Raw genomic sequence first — 19,753 nt, forward strand, 5'->3', positions numbered from 1 at the left:
CCTCCGGACTCTCCGGCCCTTGAATCACTCTCTGCCGCACTACAGGCCGTCGATGGGTGTCATCATATGGGACAACAGCTCATGATGGTTGGACGTGGAGGCAATTTCAAGCCGGGTCCGATTAAAATCCTACAGGTTATTCAAGATTCGCTGCGACTAGTAAGGTATCTACTTCCAGCACGTATCTCCCTTCACTTCGATCCTACCCCAGACGACATTACGGTATGGGCTGATGCCGTGCAGCTCCAACAGGCATTCATTAATCTAATACTAAATGCGCGTGATGCGATTAGTGCTGCGGGTACGATTCAGATTGCGTGGGAGCGGGTCTCTTATCAACACTCCTCGCAGGCCTCGCAGGCCTTGCAGGCATCACATGCCTCGGGATCGTTTGTGCGGATATCGATTGCAGACACAGGGGCTGGGATCGCTATCGATGATAAAATCGATAGTCGAGGCGCACGACGGCAGCATCTCATTTAAGAGTAGCGCTGCGGGAGGAACAACATTCTTCGTGTTCTTGCCCATATTTCCCAATCAAATCGAGGCGATTCATGTTGATGATATTCACAAATCTATGCAGGGCTCTTCCTCACCAGGGGGGCTTGATTTAGTTATAGCCGAGGATGACGACGCGATACGCTCAATGCTGTTGAGCGTTCTTACATCTATGGGACACCGAGTTGTGGTGGTTCCTAACGTCAGTTCGTTACGTTCTTACCTATTCAACTGCGGCATAACGCCGCATCTAATTCTGCTTGACGATACGATGCCGGATGAGTGTGGTAGCGATCTACTTCCAGAGCTTATCGTCACCTATCCGGAACTACCGATCATCATGATGAGTGGTAGCTCGGAGATTAAAAACTTAATTTCGAGCTATGGTAATAGAGTTAGATTTTTAGCAAAGCCCTTTGCCATTCATGAACTACAGGAGCTCTTCTGCTCACTACTTAAGCGAGATCCTATCGGTTAAGGCTGCTCGATTCCTCGCGACGCTGAAGCTCCTTCTCCTCTTTACGCCGCTCAAGTTCATACTCCCTCTGTCGATTTAGAGCTTCACGCTTTTTTTCATGCTGCTCCCTTAATTTGCGATTGGCCTCCTCTTTATTTCTCCGTTGGAGATCGGCTAACCCTTTTTTATCGAGTACAGGGGTAGGAGTTGCAGGATATATCTGCTCTCTGTACTGACGGGGGACCTGCGCGATACTATCTACAAAGCGAAGGTTTCCAGAGTTGTCCATATAACGGATCTGATCTGCATAGACCGAGGAGGTCACTAACACGCAGCCAGCCACAAAGATCCCTACTCTAAATATTGTCTTAATCATCATCATATCCATGGTTATGCAGGAAACAGCGCGCTAGGCTACATTTTTTATTTTAGCGCCCTCTTAGCTATCTACGTTCTCTCCCTAAGCTTGCTCTGGATCTTCTTTGCAAGCAATACTGAGATCTTACCCGTTGCCGCGACCGCAGCCAGCTCGGCGCTACGTATCCCCTCAACCGTCTTAAAGTGTCGGATTAGCCGATTTCTGCTCTCTGGTGAGACCCCTAGTACGGTATCTAGCACAGAACGAAAAACCCGACGCGAGCGGGTCTGGCGGTGGAATGTAATAACGAAGCGGTGCACCTCATCCCTAATCCTAGAGAGGAAGCTAGTCACCAGATGGCCCTCTTCGAGCGCTAGCGGCTCCTCTCTGCCGGGTATATAGAGCCGCTCAGGCTTACGTTCGACCTCGCGCGCCTGTAGCTCCCCCTCAGTTCGCATCTTTGCAAGTGCTATAATCTCAACGGATAAATTCAACTCATCCCGTGCCTGAAGCGCACTTGAAAGTTGCCCTGCCCCTCCATCGATAACCAAAAGGTCCGGAAGATCTTCCTCACTTATACCGCGCTTGAGGCGCCGCGAAACCACCTCGTAGATCGATGCAAAGTCGTCCGGCTTGCCCTGCTGAGACAGTTTGTACCGCCGGTAAGCCCCCTTGTCGGCGACCCCATCAAAGAAAGCAACCGAGGCCCCAACGGTGTCTGAGCCCTGGAAATTAGAGATATCAACACACTCAACCCGTCGCGGCACCTGCTTAAGCCCTACCATCTGAGCTAGCGCGGAGGCGACCTGTTCCCAGCGCGATTCGTGCGTTAGGGAGCCCTGAAACGCATGCCGCGCATTTAGCTCCGCTATGGAGATAAGGCGTGCCTTTGAGCCACGCTGTGGAAAAGCAACTTCAACCTTATAGCCGGCCCTACCAGCAAGCCCCGCCTCAATCAAAGTTGCGTTCTCAAGCTCGCAGGGTACGAGGATCTCTGATGGAATGTGACGATCGGCCTGATAGAACTGCTGCACAGCCGATTCGAGCAGCTCCTCATCTGAGAGGCGCACATCGTCGAGTATAAAGGACTTCGTCTCTGTGATGCGCCCGTACCTAACCAGGAGCACACACAAAGCGGCCTGAGCACCCTCGCGCACGACACCAAAAACATCGCGGTCCTCGCCACGAAAGGAGGTCAGGGAGCGCCCCTCCTGAAAATTGGTAAGAAGCTCGATCCGGTCGCGCCAAGCGGCAGCCTGCTCAAAATTGAGCCCTGCTGCAGACTCCTCCATCTTTCCGGCTAGCTGTTTAATAGTAGCCGCTGTTTTACCCTGCAGAATTGCGCGCGCCTGCTTTACAAGATCTCGATACTCCTCTGGTTGCACAGGCAAGCAACATGGGGCGCAGCACCGCTTCATCTGATATTCGAGACAGGGGCGCTGGCGATTATAGAGCACAGGGTCCGAGCAGGAACGTAAAGGAACAACTTTCTTAATTACCTCAAGGATATTTCGGAGCTCTCCACTAAAAGCGTACGGCCCATAGTAGGTTGCGCCATCGTTCTCGGGTCTACGAACTAGCTCAATTCGGGGCCACTCTGCGGCTTCATCGATCCTGATAGAGAGGTAGGCCCTGTCGTCCTTAAGACGGATATTATAGCGCGGCTTGTACTTACTAATTAGGTCACGTTCTAGTAAGAACGCCTGCTGCTCCGTCTGTGTAACGATCGTCTCGAAGGCTATCACCCGTTGCAGGAGATATCCGATCTGAAAGCGACCATCACCAGTACCATCACCCGCAAAATATGTTCTTAAGCGCGCGCGCAGGTCCTTGGCCTTTCCAACATAGATTACAACACGCGCGTCATCGCGCATTAGATACACCCCCGGCTCTTCAGGAGCATGGGTTGCCTGAAGCCTTAAATACTCAAGCCGTTCTGCAGTGATGGTTGGATCTATCGCAGTCATCGGATCTTACGCTCTATCTGCACTATAAAAGCATCGGAGGGTACGACCTTGAGCTTTACTCGCATAACAGCACACTGCAATCGCAGCTCTACGCTCATCCCTGCAAGCTTAACGGCATCTTTAGCCGTGCATACCAGGGGAACCCCAGGATGTTGCGCTAGAATTTTTTGCAGATCCACCTCACTAAACGCATGATGATCGGCAAAGGAGGTTTTCCCTAGCAGGGTATAACCGAGTTGCTCTAAGGACTCGAAAAATGTGTCTGGATTCGCTATTCCAGCAAAGGCGTTAACACGACAGGCCCCTAGCGGCTGAGCGCTGGTTAGGTGTTGCACCTCACTAGCTTCAAAAAACGATCGATAGACCGTTGCCGCTGCGGGAAGAGTATTCATCAAACGGGTATCAATTGGAGCCAAGCCTTTGCTATCTAGCACCACACGTCGTTCGGCGATAACGATCATCGCTGCGCGCTTTAGAGCAACCTCGCGAACCTCCCGAAATAGCCCGAGTGGCAATAGCTCTCCCTTTACGAACTCCGTAACAGCGCGCTCATTGCCAGCAAATATAGAGATTATATCAAGATTACGTGCCAGAGCGCGGTGCTGTAGCCCATCATCAAGTAGGATTACATCTCCACTCGCATCGCTCTCTATTAAGCGCGCGCCGGCTGCCCGTGAACGGGCGATATATACCGGAGAGTCCCCTGTTTGGGCCATCAGTAACGGCTCGTCACCGACATCTTCTGCTCTATTCGTAGCGCTTACACGCTGTGGCCCCTTGACGCGCCCCCCGTACCCCCTAGAGAGTATCACCGGCCTCCATCCACGCGCAGCCAACTCAGCCGCGAGATAGAGAGCTAGCGGCGTTTTGCCGTTACCACCTACGGTTACGTTTCCTATGCTAATAACAGGGATTCTGGAACGATAACTTCGTAAGATGCCGAGGTCGTACAGAGATCCGCGCAGACGGGTCACCCCCCAGTAGAGCGCAGCCCATAATTTTAATATAAATCTGGCCATAACGTAACTAATCTTCTGCTTTTCCAATAAGTGTCAGCACCCTATCTGCCGAACCGCGGTGCCGCTCCCATACCTGTTGTCCAGCTAGACCAACCCCCTGTAACGAAGAGCTAGCCTCTGAGCATAACCGTTCAACTAGGTCGCACACATCCCTCTTACTAGAGAGCTCTATAATACCGTGCTGCGCTCGCATCTCATTTACAACCTCACGAATAACAGAGGTATATGGACCAACACAGACCGGAACTCCGTACATGGCTGGCTCACACGGATTGTGCCCACCGATATCGACTAACGTAGCTCCGACAAAGGCGAGGTCCGCGATCGAATAAGCCTCTTCAAGTTTTCCCATTAGATCGAGGATAAGAACCTTTGCTTCGACCTGCTCTCTATCAGATCGCTTGCTCCACTGCTCACACGCAACGCCGAGCTTTTGAGCTCCTTGGATAAAATACTCAAAGCGCTCTGCATGTCTCGGGGCTATAATCACACGCAGATCCATCTTAGCCTGCCACATGCGCTGACACGCCTCGAACCACCAGTACTCCTCTCCTGCCCGAATACTCCCGAGCACAAGGATGCGGCTTTGCGGAGTAATTGCGGTAAAAAACCTCTCTCTTGTCTTATCACGAGATTCAGTTCCCTGTAGGGCGGGTATAGTATCGTATTTTGTATGTCCGGTAACGTGCACACGATCTGGAACGGCCCCCAGTTCAATGTAACGGTTCCGTTGTTCGGCATCAGGTACACAGATCGTCGAGAATGAGGCGATAATAGGCTCAAATATCGAGCGCGCTGCACGGTACCACCGTAAGGTATAATCAGAGACCCTGCCGTTTACTACGGACACCGGCAGTCCGGATAAGAGAACCTGCGATAAGAATACGGGCCAGAGCTCCGTCTCACTTATAATCAATTGCTTGGCTCTAACCTTCGCGAGCGCTCGTCGCACCAGGGGGGCGCTATCGATAGGAATAAGTCTGGTAAGATTAGCGTAGGGGGCCCCGCGTTCTAGTCCAGTAGGTGAGGTTGCGGTTAGTAGGATCTGATCCTGAGCGTAGTGTTCCCTAACCCTTTGTAGGATCGGAATAATTCCCTGCACCTCGCCGATTGAAGCCCCATGAAACCACCACGGCGTTTCAGGCAGGGTCCCCCACTCGCCAAAGCGCTCGCCGTACCGCACACGCCCCCGTTTCGCTGCGAGCAGCGTTAGGGCCACGAGCGGTATTAGCGCGCTGCCGGCCAACTGATAGCCCCTAAAGAGGGGTCCAGTGCCTATCTGCTTGCTCGGTAATTTCATGCAATGCTTCCTGAATTCGCAATCGGGCCTGCTCTCGATCTTCCTCCTGAGAGACCGAGATCGGTGCTCCCAGGATAGCAACACCCCGGGAGAACGGTTTCGGTATAATCATCCTATCCCAGGTCGAGAGCTGCCACCTCCTTTCGGTAGAATATGAGAAGGGAAGGACCACAGCCCCGGTTCTTTGAGCGACTAAGGCTATCCCATCCTTACATTCATAGCGGGGCCCCTTTGGACCATCGGGGGTGAATCCAACGTCTGCGCCGGCCTCTACCCATCGGCACATTTTAAGTAGTGCTGCCAATCCACCCCTAGTTGAGGAGCCTGCAACGCAACTGATACTGAGTAGCCTAACGGCGAAGGCGATTAACCGACCATCACCGTGCTGACTCATTAGCATATAACTAGTGCGTGGGAACGCTCCGCGTGCCCGTCTATATATCATCGGCATCATTAACATACGCCCGTGCCAGAAGGCGATCACGACAGGGGCGCTAGCAGGGGGCGGGGCGCTAGCAGGGAATCCGATATATTCCCACCGTATAGTTGTGTGAATCAGGCGGATAAGGAGTGCGGCGATCCCTCCCAACAACCAGGTTTTAATATTAGCTATAAGGTCTCTGCCACGTGACATGGGGGGTAGTGTAACCACCCATCGCCAAGCCGTCAAAAGATGGTCTAAGGATAAAGGGATGCTGCCTAGTTACATAAAAACAAAGACTTACCTTAGCGACAAACCTCACACGTCGCTATTGCAGCGACCCGCCCGGGAGTAACCAGCGGCATCTTGCTTGAGGATGTATAGAGCGCCTTGCCGTGTGCGAGTATGTTTTTGGGGCCCCTTAACGGTATCTCAATGCCCCCTGGAAATTGCGCTATGACCTGAACCTGCGATGCTATTACATCTCCAATGTTCTTCACCGTAACGCTCAAGAAGCTAAGCTCCTCCTGCCCACGTTTAGTGGATCTTACATACGAGAGGTTACTAGTACGGAGCGTTGTAAGAGCTTTTACTGACGCAATCGTGCTCGCCGGTGCGCGCCGCGGAGTAGCTTCTGCTACCCCTGTCACTACTAGCAGGAAAGTTATGACTATAGGTAAGAGCTGCATGATTACGACCATAGCCCCTACTATCGGAACACCGGGCGTAAAGTTGCGGCGGTTCTACTGCACCGACCGTAGACTCCCTGCAGCAGGCTCCTCGTCCCGGAACTGCAAGGCGTGCAGCCGTGAATACTCAGCTCCCTGTTGCAGCAGCTCTTCGTGCGTGCCGCTCTCAACTATTCGTCCTGCACTCATAACAACGATCAGATCAGCGTCCCTGATCGTCGAAAGTCTATGGGCTATAATAACGCTGGTACGCCCCTGCTCAAGTTTCTCAATCGCTAGTTGAACCTCACGCTCGGCTCGATTATCAAGCGATGCCGTTGCCTCATCGAGGATTAGTACCGGTGCATTCTTGAGGATCGCCCGCGCAATCGCCAGTCTTTGCCGCTCACCACCAGAGAGGGTCATCCCACCCTCACCTACTAAGGTCTGAAAACCATCGGGTAGCTTCTGAATAAAGTCTGTAGCGAATGCGGCCTGCGCCGCTGCCATCACCTGTGCCTCTAACGCTTCAGGATTTCCATAAGCTATGTTGTTATACACCGTATCGTTAAAGAGAAAGGTATGTTGCCCAACTATTGCAAGTTTCGAACGTAGCTGCGCAAGCCCGAGTTCTCTACAATCGATCCCTCCAAAGGTAACCACCCCCTCGGTCGGATCGATAAACCTTGGAATTAGATCCACCAGGGTACTCTTTCCAGAGCCTGAGAATCCAACAAGCGCAACTTTCTTCCCCTGTGGAATCGATAAAGAGATATTTTTAAGTGCACTACTGCGCTCATCACCAGTGGCTCGTGTTGGATATTTAAATGTAACGTTATGAAAGGTGATCTCACAGCTATCTGGGAGTGCTACAGGATGCTTAGGCTCCTCAATAGCAGAGCGCGTATCCAGGATCTCAAAGATCCGTTGGGCACCGGCTAATCCCTGCTGAACCGTAGCATTAACTCGGGTTAGCTTCTTAAACGGTTCGTACATAAGAAAAACTGCGACTAGGAACGCGGTAAAGTCGCCAGAGGTTCTGGAACCTGTGATTACCGAATAACCTCCATAGAGCAGCACCCCCGATATCACGAAGCTCGCGAGCACCTCATTGATTGGGCCAGCAAGCGCGCGCACCCGTTCAGCACGGATGAATGTTTTGGTGAGCTCGCGGTTGCCGTTTTGAAATCGCCCCTGCTCAAACTCCTCTCGGCAGAAGATCTTAACTACCCGGTGCCCCTGCATACTCTCCTGAAAGAGCGCTGAAAGCTGACCGATAGCGTCCTGTCCCCGCTTGCTTAACTTACGCATGCGCTTTCCGATACGCGCGATAGGGAGTCCGGCGATAGGAAAGAAGATAACGGATACGAGCGATAGAACCGGATCAAGATAGATACAGGCACACAGGAGTGCCACAACACGGATAGAGTCCCTAATTATAGCGGCGGTCGAATCGGTCAGGAGCGATCTAATAAGAATAACGTCTGAGGTAACCCGCGAAAGAAGCTCGCCGGTTGAGTGCCGCACAAAGAAATCTGGCGATAGTGAGAGCACGTGTCGATTAACATCGTTTCTCATATCCTCAGTAACACGGTGACCTACGGAGGCCATAAGGAACTGCTGCCAGAAGTCGCAGAACGCTCTAATAACGGCAAAGCCGATAATTGAGGCCGGAAGCAACCACAGTAGATCCTTTTTCTCCTGTGTAAAGACCCCATCTAGGAGATACTTGATCAGAAATGGAACAAAGCCATCCGTCGCTCCAAAGGCAACCATACAGACAAGCGCAAGGGTAAAGCCTTTTTTGTGCGGTCGTAAATAGCGAAGTATCCGTCTATACATCTTTGCCTTTACAGCTCTGCCATATTAAATACCATCTGCGCGACCCGCTCGGATACCGTCGATCCCTCTACGCTCCGCTCTGCATCGTACTCGATCAGAGCAGTTCGAACGTACTTAAGATCCGTAAGCATACGATCCCGAACTGGACCATCGTCGTAAATTGCAAGGAGCTCCTGCGCTAACTCAGCGTCATCAAGCTTAACATGCATTAGCTCTCGCACAGCCCCAGCCTTAATTATGTTTACAGGAGAGTACTCCTTTAACGCCACGAAGGTCCAAACTATCACCTTAGAGAGGCGCGAGCCACTGTAGACCGACACGAAGGGCAGCTCTGCTAAGGCCCCCTCTAAATTACACGTTCCAGATTTTAGTGCAGCGACCCTGGCCCGCTGCATCTCTAGCAACGGGGTGCCGTTACTCCAGTCAATAGCAGCAAATGTTTCAGGTTTGACCGCCGTAATCGCTATCTGCTTGGCAAATTCCTCAGACATATTCGCAGCTAATAGCACGGTTCCACGCAGCTGTGGCTTGACGGATCTCATCCGTTCAAAGGCCCTAAGCATCGGAGGAAGCAACCTCTCAACCTCAAACTTCCTACTCCCTGGTAGAAACAACACGCTCTCATTACGCTGCACCTCGCTCGCTAGCGAGCTATTCTGATCAGCCAGGGGGTGCCCAACGTAAGTAACGCTCTGATACCCGTGCCTTTCGTAAAAATCACGCTCAAAGGGGAAAATAGCTGCGATGCGATCAACATAACGCTTAATCTTCTCAACCCGTCCCGTACGCCAGGCCCACACCTTTGGGGGAATATAGTAGAGCACCTTACACCCGGCCTTCTTAGCGACTCGCGCTAGCCGCAGATTAAAGTCGGGATAATCAACCAGGATAACTACATGTGGTCGCCAGCTTTTAATGAGGGATGACAGGCACCGAAACGACCCTAAAATAGAACCAGCTGAGCGTAGCAGCTCTGAGAACCCCATCGCTGCGCCGGACTTATAGCAATCAACTACTAGATCGGCTCCGGCCTCACGGCACTCCTTACCCCCCATGCCACGAACCTCCGCCTCTGGCATGCGCGCCTTAATGGCCTGCACAACCCGCCCGAGGTGTTGGTCACCGGAAACCTCCCCTGCGCTGATAAGGACCCGTAGGGTCATAAGATACTCCTCACTCTCTCCATCTGTCTCTGGGCCTCTGTTTACCCCATTGAGGCTCCCCCGTATAGAAGTGGGGTGTAACGTCCCGAATTAAATGTGGTTTCTTGTGAAATAGGGGGCTTTGCCATATCCTTTCTTTTAGATACCGTTATAGGACTACCGGTAGGGTATCGTAGTCAAAGAGTCTTAAATATGAAGAGAAAGATCTGTATTACCATATTATCGCTACTGGTTTTTGTGCTCGTTATCCTTGGAGCTGGTGTCGGCTACGTTATTATCCAAGCTAACTCCCTCGTTGAATCACACAGAGCAGAGATTGAGCAGCAGATAGCTAGCGCTATCGGTGCTCCTGTTCAGTTTGGCCAGTTAGATGTCTCGCTCTTTCCATCCCTTGAACTATCGATAGCAGACATCGTTGTTAAAGATCTTAGCGACGGGGTACACGGAGTTACATTCAAAAAACTACGCGCTAAAGCTGCACTGCTGCCACTACTGGCAAAAAAGATAGCGATCCATAACATCACCCTTGAGGAGCCGCATATAGTGCTTATAAAGAGTGCGCATGGTGTGGCAGTAAAAGGGATCGTAGCTAAGCCCCCTGCTAGATCTACTCCTGTGGCCTCTAATCAAACTACCACGCCCCCTTCACCTTCAAAGCTAGATCTATCTATCAATAGAGTAATGATTAAGGATGGTACGATTACGATCCATGACCTCGGTACGAATAAAAAAATATTTCTGCAATCAATTAATCTAGACGCGCAGGTTACCCTTGAAGGTTCCCGCATAGGGATTCCGAAGCTCTCGCTCAGTTTAACTCCTCAGGGCGCACACAACCTAGACCTTCAGGGAGATGCTATCTCATTTGCACAGGCCTCTGGAGATCTAGCCATTCGATCTCTTACGCTAAAATCATTAGCCGGTCAGCTACTTGCTAGCGGCAGAATAAAGACCAGCGCAGGTACCGGACAACTCGCTCTCTCCTCCAATGGAATTGATCTAGCGCCCCTTATGGGAGAGTTAAAGGACCTTGTGCCTAACTTAGAGGTTTACAAGCCAACTGGAGTGCTTGCGCTTGACTCAACCGTTACCTTGCAAGGCTCAGGTGAGCCAACATTAGCGCTTACCCTTACTCCCAAAAACGTAGCGGCAACCCTTCCCGGTGCGATCCAACTCTCTAAAATAGCAGGCGCTATAAATGTCTCTGGAAAGCCCTCAGACCTTATGATTGAGAGCAAGGGGCTTGCCCTAGCGCTGCATGAGGCCCCTCTAAGAACGGATCTATCTATGCGGGTCACTCCGACCGGTGTTGAGCTAACCACATTTATCGTGCGTGGTTTTAGCGGTGAGCTGACCTCTCCATCAGCACTTAAACTTGGCCCACCTATATCATTTAACTCTCAGTCCAAGGCCTCGCAGCTTAATCTTACTCAGATCCTGACGGCCTTTAAGCCTGCTCTGGCTAACTCCATAACCGGTACCCTCGCCACCCTAAACTCTGAGCTCTCCGGAGTTTCGCATGAAGATATTGCTCGTTCGCTACATGGACATGGCTCCTTTATACTTGTCAACGGAGCTCTTAAGGGCACTAACTTGCCGATGGTGGTATTATCCGAGATCGGCACCCTGCCCTTTGTGAGCGGTCTTTTGACCAGTCATATCCCAGATAAATACACGCTCAATCTCAACGCAAAGGATACTGTTATTCAGGAGCTGAGTGGGAGCTACTCAATCGCAAACGGAGTGACCACGGTTAAGGATCTAACGCTGGTAAGCGATATCTGTACCTTTACAAGCAATGGGACGATCTCACTTGACGGTGAGCTGAATCTTAATTCAACCTTTACCTTCTCCCCTGATTTCTCGCTGGGATTAGCAAAGGGTGCGAAGGGGTTGGATAAGGCTCTCAACAACGCGCAGCAACTTGTAATACCGGTCATAATTAAGGGTCGATCTCCTGCGATCTTAGTACTACCGGATGTAACGAAGCTCCTCTTACAAACCCTAACTAAGCTACCACGGGAGGCGATCAACATTTTAGGCGGCGTATTGGGCACAGATCTATCAAAGCCTAAGGGTGGCTCTAAAAAGGGGCTCGGTGGTATCTTAGGGTTCTAGTCAGGGCTGGGTTAGATCTAGTATAATTCCCCTCAGGGGTCGATTTGCGGAGCAAATCGGGGGTGACAACAATAACTATTCACCCCTAAAATAAGCGTCCCCGATCAGGGGACGTCAAGAAAGGTGTGTCTTTAGCACCGATCGCAAGATCGAATCCTTTTAACCACCGACAAGTTTATACTGGGGTGAATAGTTAGGTATCGTATCGATGGAAAACAACGACTTAAACGAAAATCCTGAGAGCACTGAGGCCAAGCTCCCTGAGCCGACCTTTGTTACCTCCCCCGTCAAAAAGAAATCAGCCAAGGATAAGGATGAGCTGGTAGGTGGCTTTGCATTCTTTCTCTCTCTGGGGGCGCTCCTACCGAGCGGGGCGCTACTCTTAGGGCTCTCGCTATTTAATGTTAGGCCAATTCAGATGCAGGCTACTGGCATCTTTGCGGCAGCGTGGTTCGTAGGAATTCTTCTCGGTCACTCGATGATACGGGGACACCTCTCGGTGCTGCTTCACGAGTTCAAGCACTCACTTATATCGAACCTCGTTGGTAACAAAAAAAAGGGGATGCAGATCAATGAGAATTCCGGTCACTTTGAATACTCATATACCAAAAAAACCGCTCACTTTAATGCCTTTATATCTCTTGCCCCCTATATCGTACCGATCTTTACCTTTATCGGAATGCTAGCCTCACTCGGTCTTTTCCGTGACGAGCATTCCATGGCGTGTCTCCTGGTTGGCTTGTGTTACGGAGTTGATACGATCCTAAATATCCGTGATATCTCTCCGATTCAAACCGATATAAATCAGATCCGGGGTGGCTACGGTATCGGACTACTCTATATCTTCGCTTGGAACCTAATCACCGCTGCGTTACTAGCTGCCTGGGTATTTCAGGGTGGCGCTGGAATCCTGATGTTACTCGAACAGGTAACAGCCGCACTGATGCATATCTATCTCTTGATCTCATCTTCGAGGACTACAAGTTGAGGGGCAGGATCGTACGAAACCCACTCCATACAGAGCCCGTGGGGTGGGGCTGTAACTCCAGCCATGCGTCGATCCTTGGCGGCAAGTATCTCGGTAATTGATCGGTCGCGCATCCTGCCGCGCCCGATATCGGTCAGGGTACCTACGATATTGCGTACCATCTGCTTTAGAAATCCGCTCCCAATAACGCGATATACGATCTGGTCACCATCTGGCTGAAAGGCACTAGAAAAGATCTTTCTAACAGTAGTACGCGCCGTACAGGCGGAGTCGCGAAAGCTTGAGAAATCGTGTTCACCAACCAGCATCGACGCGCAGCGCTGCATTAGCTCGATATCCATCTCGTGCCCGATATGCCAGACCCTGCGCGCGTCCAATACGGCTGGCGCAGCTCTTCTTAGAATTCGGTAGGAGTAGAGTTTATGAGTGGCGCACCAACCGGGATGAAAATCGTCAGGAACTACACAGGCCGAGAGCACCGATAGCTCTCCTTTAAGGAGGTGACTCACACCCTGCGTGAGGTGATATAGATCAAGCTCTCCCTCGACCTTAAAGGTCACCACCTGCCCGCGCGCATGCACACCGGCATCGGTTCTCCCTGCTGCTTGCAGAGGAAAGATTGGCCGACGGAGAATTATTTTAATGACCCTCTCAAGCTCGCCCTGCACTGTGCGCAAGTTCGGCTGCTTCTGCCACCCGTGGAACCCCGCTCCATCGTATTCGACTATCAGTTTAATATTGGCCACAATATCTGTCGGATTAGTGCGCTATCAACTTTTCGGCGATCTGTACTGCATTTAAAGCGGCTCCCTTACGAACGTTGTCAGCAACGATCCAGAGGTTAAGTCCGTTATCTACAGACTCATCTCGACGAATGCGCCCAACATGCACCTCATCGGTACCTGCAACATCGAACTGCATCGGATACTCGTCATGCGCGGGATGAATAGCTAGCCCCTCGCTCTCAGAGAGGTGTCTGATAATATCTTCAAGCTCAAAAGGCCTCTCTGTTTCGATAAATACGCTCTCTGCATGGCTATAAAAGACCGGCACTCGAACGGCGGTCGCCGTGATACGGAGGTGTGGTAGGCCGAGGATCTTTCGACTCTCGTGAATAATCTTGAACTCCTCCTTCGTAAAGCCGTTGTCGAGTAGCACATCAATCTGTGGAATACAGTTGAAAGCGATCTGGTGCTGGAAGGCCTCCTGCGGTAGCTCCTGCTGATTAAAGACCGCCAAAGTTTGCCCCCATAACTCATCAAGCGCGGCTTTACCGGCACCTGATACCGATTGGTAGGTAGAGACAATAACGTGCTTAAGCCCCGCTATGCGCTGGATTGTATTCAGCACAGCAACAAGCTGAATAGTAGAGCAGTTCGGATTGGCTATGATCATATCCTCAGCTTTTATCGCCGAGAGATTTACCTCAGGCACTATCAGGGGTACCGCTGGATCCATACGAAAAAAACTTGAGTTATCGATCGCAACTGCGCCGGCCTTAGCTGCAAGCGGAACGTACTTAGCGGAAAGCTCGGCGGAGGTCCCAAAGAGTGCGATATCAACCCCCTCAAAAACATCCTCTGTAAGCAGCTCGACCTCGACCTCCTGATCGTTAAACTTATAGAACTCTCCTGCTGAATCTTTTGAAGCAAAGAGCCTAAGCTCCGCGCATGGAACTTTACGTTGCTCAAGAATAGTTCTCATCTCGCTACCAACTAATCCAGTAGCACCGACTATTGCTATAACGGGAGTTTTTGAGATCTTCTTCATACTGCTACCTGATAGAACTTACGTTTTGGCACCCTCAAGGAGGTCACAAAGCTACTTTAGAACCAACCGAGGCTAGTGGCAAATAACTCACAATCTACCAGTACTACAGGCAAAAAAAGGGGCGCATTAAGCACCCCTTTCAATGTACGAACAGGGGTAGCCTGCCCGTAAGCTCTATTCTATAGATCTTCAGCTCTAGGCTTCTAGGATATCCTTGCGGCGTTTGTCGCGAAGCAGCTTCTCGATCGTGAACGAGGCGAGTCTAAACCCCTCCTGCTCCGTCTTTCCGGCCTGTAGTGCGATATCGGTAATCGCCTCTATTAGGTCCCCGATCGTTGTATCGATACGGGCACTTTGATCTTGCTCTGTCTGGATATTTGGGCTGTCCATAAACTACTCCTAAAAACCGAAGACCTAGAACCTTATGGCTTCAGTATACCTCACACGGAAAGGCCAACCGAAACAAAATAATTTCCGATCGCCCGTGCTGCTAGGATTGAGATGCATAGCAGGGCCTAAAGTTATTCAGTTTTTTATCGATTACGGTAAGTTAGTGAGACTTGGGACAATTAAAGGTGGAAACCCCTCTTTTTGATTGACTTTGAAGGCGTTCTTGTAGCTGAACCCATGCGCGTTGGGCAAGCGATACTCAGCGCACAGAGTGAAGCATAAATGCTAGAGGGGGGAGCAGAGCCTACGCTGCCGCGGCTGTTATAACGTCGATACGCTCCTTGAGCTCCTTACCTACCTTAAAGAAGGGTAACTTCTTGGGTGGAACTGGGATCTTCTCGCCGGTCTTTGGGTTACGACCTTCGTAGGCTCCGTACTCCTTGACTACGAAGCTTCCGAATCCGCGGATCTCTATACGACCACCACTGATCAGGGTATCTCGCATCTTGCGATAAATCAGGTTAACAACCTCCTCTGACTGAATAACGTTGATCTGAGAACGTTGCGAAAGCTTCTCAATAAGTTCTGATTTATTCACGTAAACCCCTATAATTGAATGACCGTTATCTGGTCCTCATTTATTATCCGCCAGTCAAGGCAACCTGAGTAGATGTTCTTCGGCGTCCATGACACATACTCATCTTATAACCTAACCACTTAACAACACGAGTATATAATCAGTATGATGAAACTCTGTCAAAAGTGATTGCATCAATAATCGAATTTATTTTAAGAAAGATATAATTGTGCTATCCTGTATAACACTGGTTGCGCCTGGCTGCTTGGCGGGCGCCGCCCCCTTTTTGACCAGGCACTTAACTTGGCATAATCCTTCCGATGCTTTACCCTAGAATAGCCGATGCCAACCTCCAATAGCCCTACTACATCCAGAACCTCAAAGCCCACCATTATCTCCATCCGGAAGCAGGAGAACAACTTTCAGCGCGCTGAGGTAATTAAGCGCAATCGGGAAAAACGCACCCAACACGCTCAGTTTCTGGTTGAGGGGGTGGCCCAGATCAATATAGCAGTCAAACATGGCTGGCGGGTCTACGCCTTTATCTATGCTGACGATCGCGCCCTCTCCTCCTGGGCAGAGGCCCTGCTGGACTCCAACATAGCAGAGCAGCACTGGGAGCTATCCGCAGATCTATTGGGGGCCCTTAGCGATAAGGACGAGCCATCAGAGCTGCTTGCAATCATTGAGACACGCACCCTTACCCCTAGCGCCATCCAGCCCAAGCAGGACGGCCTGGTGGTTGTTTTTGACCGTCCGAGCAGCCCAGGCAACCTCGGATCATCAATTCGTTCGGCGCACGCCTTTGGCGCAGATGGTATTATCATAACGGGCCATGCCGTAGATATCTACGATCCATTCGTAGTGCGGGGCAGTATGGGAGCGATCTTCGGCATGCCGGTTAGCACGGCACCCTCTCATACCGATGTGCAAGCGTGGGTGGCCGCTGCACGGGCAACGGGATTCAACTACAAGGTCGTGGGTAGCAGCAGCAGGTCAGAGGAACAGCTCTCTCAATGTGCCCTCTCTGGGCCTACCCTGCTTGTACTTGGCAACGAGACGGTTGGCATGTCTCGGGGATACAAGGAGATGTGTGACACAACTGTGACGATCCCAATAGTAGGTGAGCTCTCTTCAATAAATGTTAGCTGCGCAGCCTCTATACTGTTATATGAGGTATCTCGGCAGCGGGCTGCCGATAACCGTGGTGCAAATTAAGTAATTGTCCTAATAAGAAGGTGCCTATGAAACCGATGCCTCACATTATCTCGTACATGACCCCTCTGCCACATTCAATTGAGGCATCCCGATCTATCCAGGAGGCGCGTGCGATCATGAACAGTGAGAGTATTCGTCACCTGCCGGTTGTCTCCGAGGGACAGCTCGTAGGCATGTTATCGGAGCGCGATCTAAAACTTGCGTTTGCAATCGCTGCAACGACCGAGTCTGAGGAGTCCCTGACCGTTGGAGATGTATGCAATCTAGAGGCCCTCGTTGTCGAGTACGATACCCCGATTGATCAGGTACTCCTGCAGCTTTCAGAGCTACGCGTTGGCTCGGCGCTCGTTACCCGTAACGGAAAGCTGGTGGGGATACTAACAACATCGGATATCTTCCGTAGCTTTGCCGAATTTCTAAAGATGGCGTATCCGGACGCGTAAATATTCAGCATGTTTTAGCGTTAATGCTGACTAGTTACATTACAACAACTTAAAGATGCGCTCATTACCAGCGCCTGCGCTGCACAACTGGCCATTACGGACCAGCTCTTCAAGCACACCTAGGATATCAGGCTCCTCACCCTGCACGATCGGTCGTTCCTCCTCTTCGTGAACTACGATCAGGTTGTTGAAATACAGCCCATCCTCAGCCTCAGGGTGGCTAAGGGCCGCTATAATCTGCTTTTTAATTGAAGATGTGTTTGTCATATGGATCTCTCGCTGATTATTCCTCACTAATAACTAGGATACCACTTCTGGACCCCTCCACCAAAGACAGGAAGAGCTATTCATACTTAAAATATCCTAAATATCGGCTAGGACCAATACAATTCTGCAGCCATTCCATCAGGGGTCTATTTGCGGAGCAAATCTGAGGTGAATATTTACAAATTTCATATAGTTGCGGGCATGGTGATTGAAGATACTTATTTAACCATATACCCTACCTCTACATGCAAACACCCAAACCAACCGCCCTCGCCCTTATCCTGGCGATAGTGTACCTAATCTGGCCTATAGATTTAATCCCAGACCTCTTTGGCCCAGTGGGCCGCATAGATGATCTACTTGTGATCGCCTTGGTTGCTTGGCAGGCCTATAAATATGCGCGCGCTCAAAAAACCCCTAACACTGAAAACTCTACTCCCCCCAATATGGAGGAGCACAACAAAGATGCGTATGAGATCTTTGCTCTTCAGAAAGGGGCCTCTAGTTCTGAGATCGAGGCGCGCTATAAGGAGCTGGCGCGCCAATATCATCCCGATAAGGTGGCGCATCTAGGGATTGATCTACAGAAGTTAGCGCATGAGAAGATGATCGAGATCCAGCGCGCCTATGATGAGCTGTTAGCTAAAGCTACCAGAGGTTAATGCGGAACTAAGAATAATGGCGCGCCCGGAGAGGATTGAACTCCCGACCCCAAGTTTAGGAAACTTGTGCTCTATCCAACTGAGCTACGAGCGCCAGCGCCGTGTGCACGATACCAAAATATGCCCCATACGCCAACTAATACGCGGCGCTAGATTAGGGCCCGTTATTTAATCGATTGGGGGTAGAAAACCAGCGGGTTTACAGCAGCGAATCGTCCACTTTCATCCCTGACCCTGGTTTCAAAGTGCAAGTGATTGCCAGTGGCATCCCCACTCTCTCCAACATCGGCGATATGCTCACCCTTTGTCACCTGTTCGCCAACATCGACCCGATTGCGGCTATTATGAGCATAGACGGTCATTAGACCCTCTCCCTTAATAACGACGATCCTCCCGTACTTACCCCACGACCTGCTAGCCATAACTACCACGCCGTCGTGCGCCGCCAGGATAGGGGTTCCAGCTTTAGCCGCCAGATCAACCCCCTCGTGGAACCTGCGCCAACGCCAACCGAAGTGCGAGGAACGTTGAGCTCCCTCTACAGGCGAATCTAAATTGCCTACGTACCCCCGTACCCCTGTAATATCTACCATTCGAGGAGGTTTATTATCATGTTTTTCATCCCCGCTCATACTCGGAGAGACCCTTGCGCCGTTTGATTCAAGGGGCCCAACTGCTGGGATCTTAAGCAGCTGTCCTGCTCGTAGGAGGCTCGGGTTACTTATGCCGTTATAGCGCTGAATATCACTCGGCGAGACCTCAAAGCGAACTCCGATCTCATAGAGGGTATCGCCCCGCTCAACTTTATAACTTCTGTCAGGCTCTGCGCTAGGAGCTAAAAAGGTGCACCCAGTTGCAAGGGTCATGAAGATTACGTGCGGTACAAGCAAGAGTGCTCTGCGCATATACTTTGCCCCCCTAACGAAAATCAATCGCTTCGAACATTACTCGCCTGATACCATCATCAGATCGCTTCCAAATGGTTAAACGGGTCGCGCCATCACTAACTAGAGGTGCAACTAGAACCCCCTGTAAGGCGAGTTGATCGAGCGGTAGCTCACCTTCATCCGAAACGGGATATGAAGCTACGATCGCATCAAATGGTCCGACCTCACCCCATCCCCTTCTGCCCTCTCCCCGTCGCACTACCACACCGTGGTGACCAAGGTTATCGAGCTGCTTGCGTGAGCTCTGTGCAAAAGAGCTCAGCACCTCTACCCCAAAAACCTGCGCTCCAGCAGTTGCCATTACAGCGCAGAGGTATCCACTTCCGAAGCCGAGCTCAAGGATGCGCATGCGCTTACGGATGTTAATAAGCCCCATCATTCGAATAAGGACTGATGGTCTGGTGAGCCACTGTCCATTCACTAATGGCAGCTCCACATCCTTGAACGCTAGAGAGCTGGGGCTCCCCTCTGCAAACCCATCGCGGGAAACTGCGCAGAATGAATTAAAAACCGTGCGCTCAACATCTTCATTGAGAATGCCCGCGCTAATCACCAGACGCTGAACACAATCTCTCCAACGTGGGTCGACAATAATGGATGATATAATGGGCCGTGCTTCCTGCATACCTGCGTGTCACCAAAGGAATCCCGCTTAGGGGGAGGCTTTTTAGGTTAGAACT

The 19,753-nt window shown here is 51.0% G+C and carries 22 protein-coding genes and 1 tRNA gene; 7 read left to right on the forward strand and 16 right to left on the reverse strand.

Annotation, left to right across the window (positions count from 1 at the left end; genetic code table 11):
* The coding region (locus NTV65_02465; protein ID MCX6114067.1) for a hypothetical protein at positions 1–483 on the forward strand (483 nt) is incomplete at its 5' end.
* Entirely contained in the window at positions 437–976 is a 540-nt protein-coding gene (locus tag NTV65_02470) for a response regulator (protein ID MCX6114068.1), read from the forward strand. The genes NTV65_02465 and NTV65_02470, both read left to right, overlap by 47 nt.
* Here NTV65_02470 and NTV65_02475 read toward each other — a convergent pair.
* The 8 genes from NTV65_02475 to lpxB form a co-directional block, all read right to left on the reverse strand.
* Entirely contained in the window at positions 966–1,331 is a 366-nt protein-coding gene (locus NTV65_02475; protein MCX6114069.1) for a hypothetical protein, read from the reverse strand. The two genes, NTV65_02470 and NTV65_02475, sit on opposite strands and share 11 nt — an antisense overlap.
* A 71-nt stretch (positions 1,332–1,402) precedes the next feature.
* Positions 1,403–3,280, reverse strand: a complete 1,878-nt coding sequence (gene uvrC / locus NTV65_02480) for an excinuclease ABC subunit UvrC (GenBank protein MCX6114070.1) — start codon at positions 3,278–3,280, stop codon at positions 1,403–1,405.
* On the reverse strand, positions 3,277–4,299 hold the full coding sequence (gene lpxK, locus NTV65_02485; protein MCX6114071.1) for a tetraacyldisaccharide 4'-kinase: 1,023 nt from the start codon (positions 4,297–4,299) through the stop codon (positions 3,277–3,279). The genes uvrC and lpxK overlap by 4 nt, the downstream gene beginning before the upstream one ends.
* 7 nt (positions 4,300–4,306) lie before the next feature.
* Positions 4,307–5,599, reverse strand: coding sequence for a hypothetical protein (locus NTV65_02490; GenBank protein ID MCX6114072.1), 1,293 nt, complete (start codon positions 5,597–5,599; stop codon positions 4,307–4,309).
* A complete protein-coding gene (locus NTV65_02495) occupies positions 5,556–6,233 on the reverse strand; it encodes a lysophospholipid acyltransferase family protein (GenBank protein ID MCX6114073.1) in 678 nt (225 codons plus the stop codon). Before NTV65_02495 ends, NTV65_02490 begins: the two co-directional genes overlap by 44 nt.
* Before the next feature lie 92 nt (positions 6,234–6,325).
* Complete coding sequence (locus NTV65_02500) at positions 6,326–6,721, reverse strand: hypothetical protein (protein ID MCX6114074.1); 396 nt, start codon at positions 6,719–6,721, stop codon at positions 6,326–6,328.
* A gap of 42 nt (positions 6,722–6,763) precedes the next feature.
* Complete coding sequence (locus NTV65_02505; GenBank protein ID MCX6114075.1) at positions 6,764–8,530, reverse strand: ABC transporter transmembrane domain-containing protein; 1,767 nt, start codon at positions 8,528–8,530, stop codon at positions 6,764–6,766.
* Positions 8,531–8,538: 8 nt separating this feature from the next.
* Entirely contained in the window at positions 8,539–9,693 is a 1,155-nt protein-coding gene (gene lpxB / locus NTV65_02510) for a lipid-A-disaccharide synthase (GenBank protein ID MCX6114076.1), read from the reverse strand.
* 192 nt (positions 9,694–9,885) lie between these two features.
* Here lpxB and NTV65_02515 point away from each other — a divergent pair, with 192 nt between their 5' ends.
* Both NTV65_02515 and NTV65_02520 read left to right on the forward strand, forming a co-directional pair.
* Positions 9,886–11,811 carry an AsmA family protein gene (locus tag NTV65_02515; GenBank protein MCX6114077.1) on the forward strand — a complete coding sequence of 642 codons (1,926 nt, stop codon included), beginning with the start codon at positions 9,886–9,888 and terminating at the stop codon, positions 11,809–11,811.
* 208 nt (positions 11,812–12,019) lie between these two features.
* Positions 12,020–12,799, forward strand: a complete 780-nt coding sequence (locus NTV65_02520; protein ID MCX6114078.1) for a hypothetical protein — start codon at positions 12,020–12,022, stop codon at positions 12,797–12,799.
* Here the strand turns inward: NTV65_02520 and truA are convergent.
* The 4 genes from truA to NTV65_02540 all read right to left on the reverse strand — a co-directional run bounded on the left by truA (position 12,763) and on the right by NTV65_02540 (position 15,557).
* Positions 12,763–13,545: a tRNA pseudouridine(38-40) synthase TruA gene (truA, locus tag NTV65_02525; protein ID MCX6114079.1), complete on the reverse strand. Its 783-nt coding sequence runs from the start codon at positions 13,543–13,545 to the stop codon at positions 12,763–12,765. The two genes, NTV65_02520 and truA, sit on opposite strands and share 37 nt — an antisense overlap.
* A gap of 13 nt (positions 13,546–13,558) precedes the next feature.
* Positions 13,559–14,569, reverse strand: a complete 1,011-nt coding sequence (locus NTV65_02530; protein ID MCX6114080.1) for an aspartate-semialdehyde dehydrogenase — start codon at positions 14,567–14,569, stop codon at positions 13,559–13,561.
* Between the two features lie 195 nt (positions 14,570–14,764).
* Positions 14,765–14,959: a hypothetical protein gene (locus NTV65_02535; protein MCX6114081.1), complete on the reverse strand. Its 195-nt coding sequence runs from the start codon at positions 14,957–14,959 to the stop codon at positions 14,765–14,767.
* Positions 14,960–15,263: 304 nt separating this feature from the next.
* Complete coding sequence (locus NTV65_02540) at positions 15,264–15,557, reverse strand: integration host factor subunit beta (GenBank protein MCX6114082.1); 294 nt, start codon at positions 15,555–15,557, stop codon at positions 15,264–15,266.
* 321 nt (positions 15,558–15,878) lie between these two features.
* Here NTV65_02540 and NTV65_02545 point away from each other — a divergent pair, with 321 nt between their 5' ends.
* Together NTV65_02545 and NTV65_02550 are read left to right on the forward strand one after the other, a co-directional pair.
* The gene (locus NTV65_02545) at positions 15,879–16,754 is read left to right on the forward strand and encodes an rRNA methyltransferase (GenBank protein MCX6114083.1); all 876 of its coding nucleotides are present in this window, start codon (positions 15,879–15,881) and stop codon (positions 16,752–16,754) included.
* Positions 16,755–16,780: 26 nt separating this feature from the next.
* Positions 16,781–17,197, forward strand: coding sequence for a CBS domain-containing protein (locus tag NTV65_02550; GenBank protein MCX6114084.1), 417 nt, complete (start codon positions 16,781–16,783; stop codon positions 17,195–17,197).
* 39 nt (positions 17,198–17,236) lie between these two features.
* On the opposite strand, the gene NTV65_02555 is transcribed toward NTV65_02550, so the two are convergent.
* Positions 17,237–17,464 (reverse strand): hypothetical protein, encoded by a 228-nt coding sequence (locus tag NTV65_02555; GenBank protein MCX6114085.1) that lies wholly within the window; start codon positions 17,462–17,464, stop codon positions 17,237–17,239.
* A gap of 245 nt (positions 17,465–17,709) precedes the next feature.
* Here NTV65_02555 and NTV65_02560 point away from each other — a divergent pair, with 245 nt between their 5' ends.
* Positions 17,710–18,126, forward strand: a complete 417-nt coding sequence (locus NTV65_02560) for a DnaJ domain-containing protein (GenBank protein ID MCX6114086.1) — start codon at positions 17,710–17,712, stop codon at positions 18,124–18,126.
* 17 nt (positions 18,127–18,143) lie between these two features.
* Here NTV65_02560 and NTV65_02565 read toward each other — a convergent pair.
* The 3 genes from NTV65_02565 to NTV65_02575 all read right to left on the reverse strand — a co-directional run bounded on the left by NTV65_02565 (position 18,144) and on the right by NTV65_02575 (position 19,698).
* Positions 18,144–18,220 (reverse strand) — tRNA-Arg (locus NTV65_02565).
* A 70-nt stretch (positions 18,221–18,290) separates the two neighbouring features.
* A complete protein-coding gene (locus NTV65_02570; GenBank protein MCX6114087.1) occupies positions 18,291–19,031 on the reverse strand; it encodes a M23 family metallopeptidase in 741 nt (246 codons plus the stop codon).
* A gap of 13 nt (positions 19,032–19,044) precedes the next feature.
* Entirely contained in the window at positions 19,045–19,698 is a 654-nt protein-coding gene (locus NTV65_02575) for a hypothetical protein (GenBank protein MCX6114088.1), read from the reverse strand.
* Between the last annotated feature and the right edge of the window lie 55 nt (positions 19,699–19,753).

This window comes from Pseudomonadota bacterium (assembly GCA_026390555.1).
GTDB lineage: Bacteria > Bdellovibrionota_C > UBA2361 > UBA2361 > OMII01 > OMII01.

What these genes read in the sequence shown, in the direction of transcription:
- NTV65_02570 (MCX6114087.1), bottom strand. Translation starts at nt 19,031, where the DNA reads ATGCGCAGAGCACTCTTGCTTGTACCGCACGTAATCTTCATGACCCTT.
- NTV65_02545 (MCX6114083.1), top strand. Translation starts at nt 15,879, where the DNA reads ATGCCAACCTCCAATAGCCCTACTACATCCAGAACCTCAAAGCCCACC.
- NTV65_02475 (MCX6114069.1), bottom strand. Translation starts at nt 1,331, where the DNA reads ATGATTAAGACAATATTTAGAGTAGGGATCTTTGTGGCTGGCTGCGTG.
- NTV65_02515 (MCX6114077.1), top strand. Translation starts at nt 9,886, where the DNA reads ATGAAGAGAAAGATCTGTATTACCATATTATCGCTACTGGTTTTTGTG.
- NTV65_02500 (MCX6114074.1), bottom strand. Translation starts at nt 6,721, where the DNA reads ATGGTCGTAATCATGCAGCTCTTACCTATAGTCATAACTTTCCTGCTA.
- NTV65_02520 (MCX6114078.1), top strand. Translation starts at nt 12,020, where the DNA reads ATGGAAAACAACGACTTAAACGAAAATCCTGAGAGCACTGAGGCCAAG.
- NTV65_02470 (MCX6114068.1), top strand. Translation starts at nt 437, where the DNA reads ATGATAAAATCGATAGTCGAGGCGCACGACGGCAGCATCTCATTTAAG.
- NTV65_02550 (MCX6114084.1), top strand. Translation starts at nt 16,781, where the DNA reads ATGAAACCGATGCCTCACATTATCTCGTACATGACCCCTCTGCCACAT.
- NTV65_02530 (MCX6114080.1), bottom strand. Translation starts at nt 14,569, where the DNA reads ATGAAGAAGATCTCAAAAACTCCCGTTATAGCAATAGTCGGTGCTACT.
- uvrC (MCX6114070.1), bottom strand. Translation starts at nt 3,280, where the DNA reads ATGACTGCGATAGATCCAACCATCACTGCAGAACGGCTTGAGTATTTA.
- NTV65_02505 (MCX6114075.1), bottom strand. Translation starts at nt 8,530, where the DNA reads ATGTATAGACGGATACTTCGCTATTTACGACCGCACAAAAAAGGCTTT.
- NTV65_02490 (MCX6114072.1), bottom strand. Translation starts at nt 5,599, where the DNA reads ATGAAATTACCGAGCAAGCAGATAGGCACTGGACCCCTCTTTAGGGGC.
- lpxK (MCX6114071.1), bottom strand. Translation starts at nt 4,299, where the DNA reads ATGGCCAGATTTATATTAAAATTATGGGCTGCGCTCTACTGGGGGGTG.
- lpxB (MCX6114076.1), bottom strand. Translation starts at nt 9,693, where the DNA reads ATGACCCTACGGGTCCTTATCAGCGCAGGGGAGGTTTCCGGTGACCAA.
- NTV65_02560 (MCX6114086.1), top strand. Translation starts at nt 17,710, where the DNA reads ATGCAAACACCCAAACCAACCGCCCTCGCCCTTATCCTGGCGATAGTG.
- NTV65_02495 (MCX6114073.1), bottom strand. Translation starts at nt 6,233, where the DNA reads ATGTCACGTGGCAGAGACCTTATAGCTAATATTAAAACCTGGTTGTTG.
- NTV65_02575 (MCX6114088.1), bottom strand. Translation starts at nt 19,698, where the DNA reads ATGCAGGAAGCACGGCCCATTATATCATCCATTATTGTCGACCCACGT.
- NTV65_02535 (MCX6114081.1), bottom strand. Translation starts at nt 14,959, where the DNA reads ATGGACAGCCCAAATATCCAGACAGAGCAAGATCAAAGTGCCCGTATC.
- NTV65_02555 (MCX6114085.1), bottom strand. Translation starts at nt 17,464, where the DNA reads ATGACAAACACATCTTCAATTAAAAAGCAGATTATAGCGGCCCTTAGC.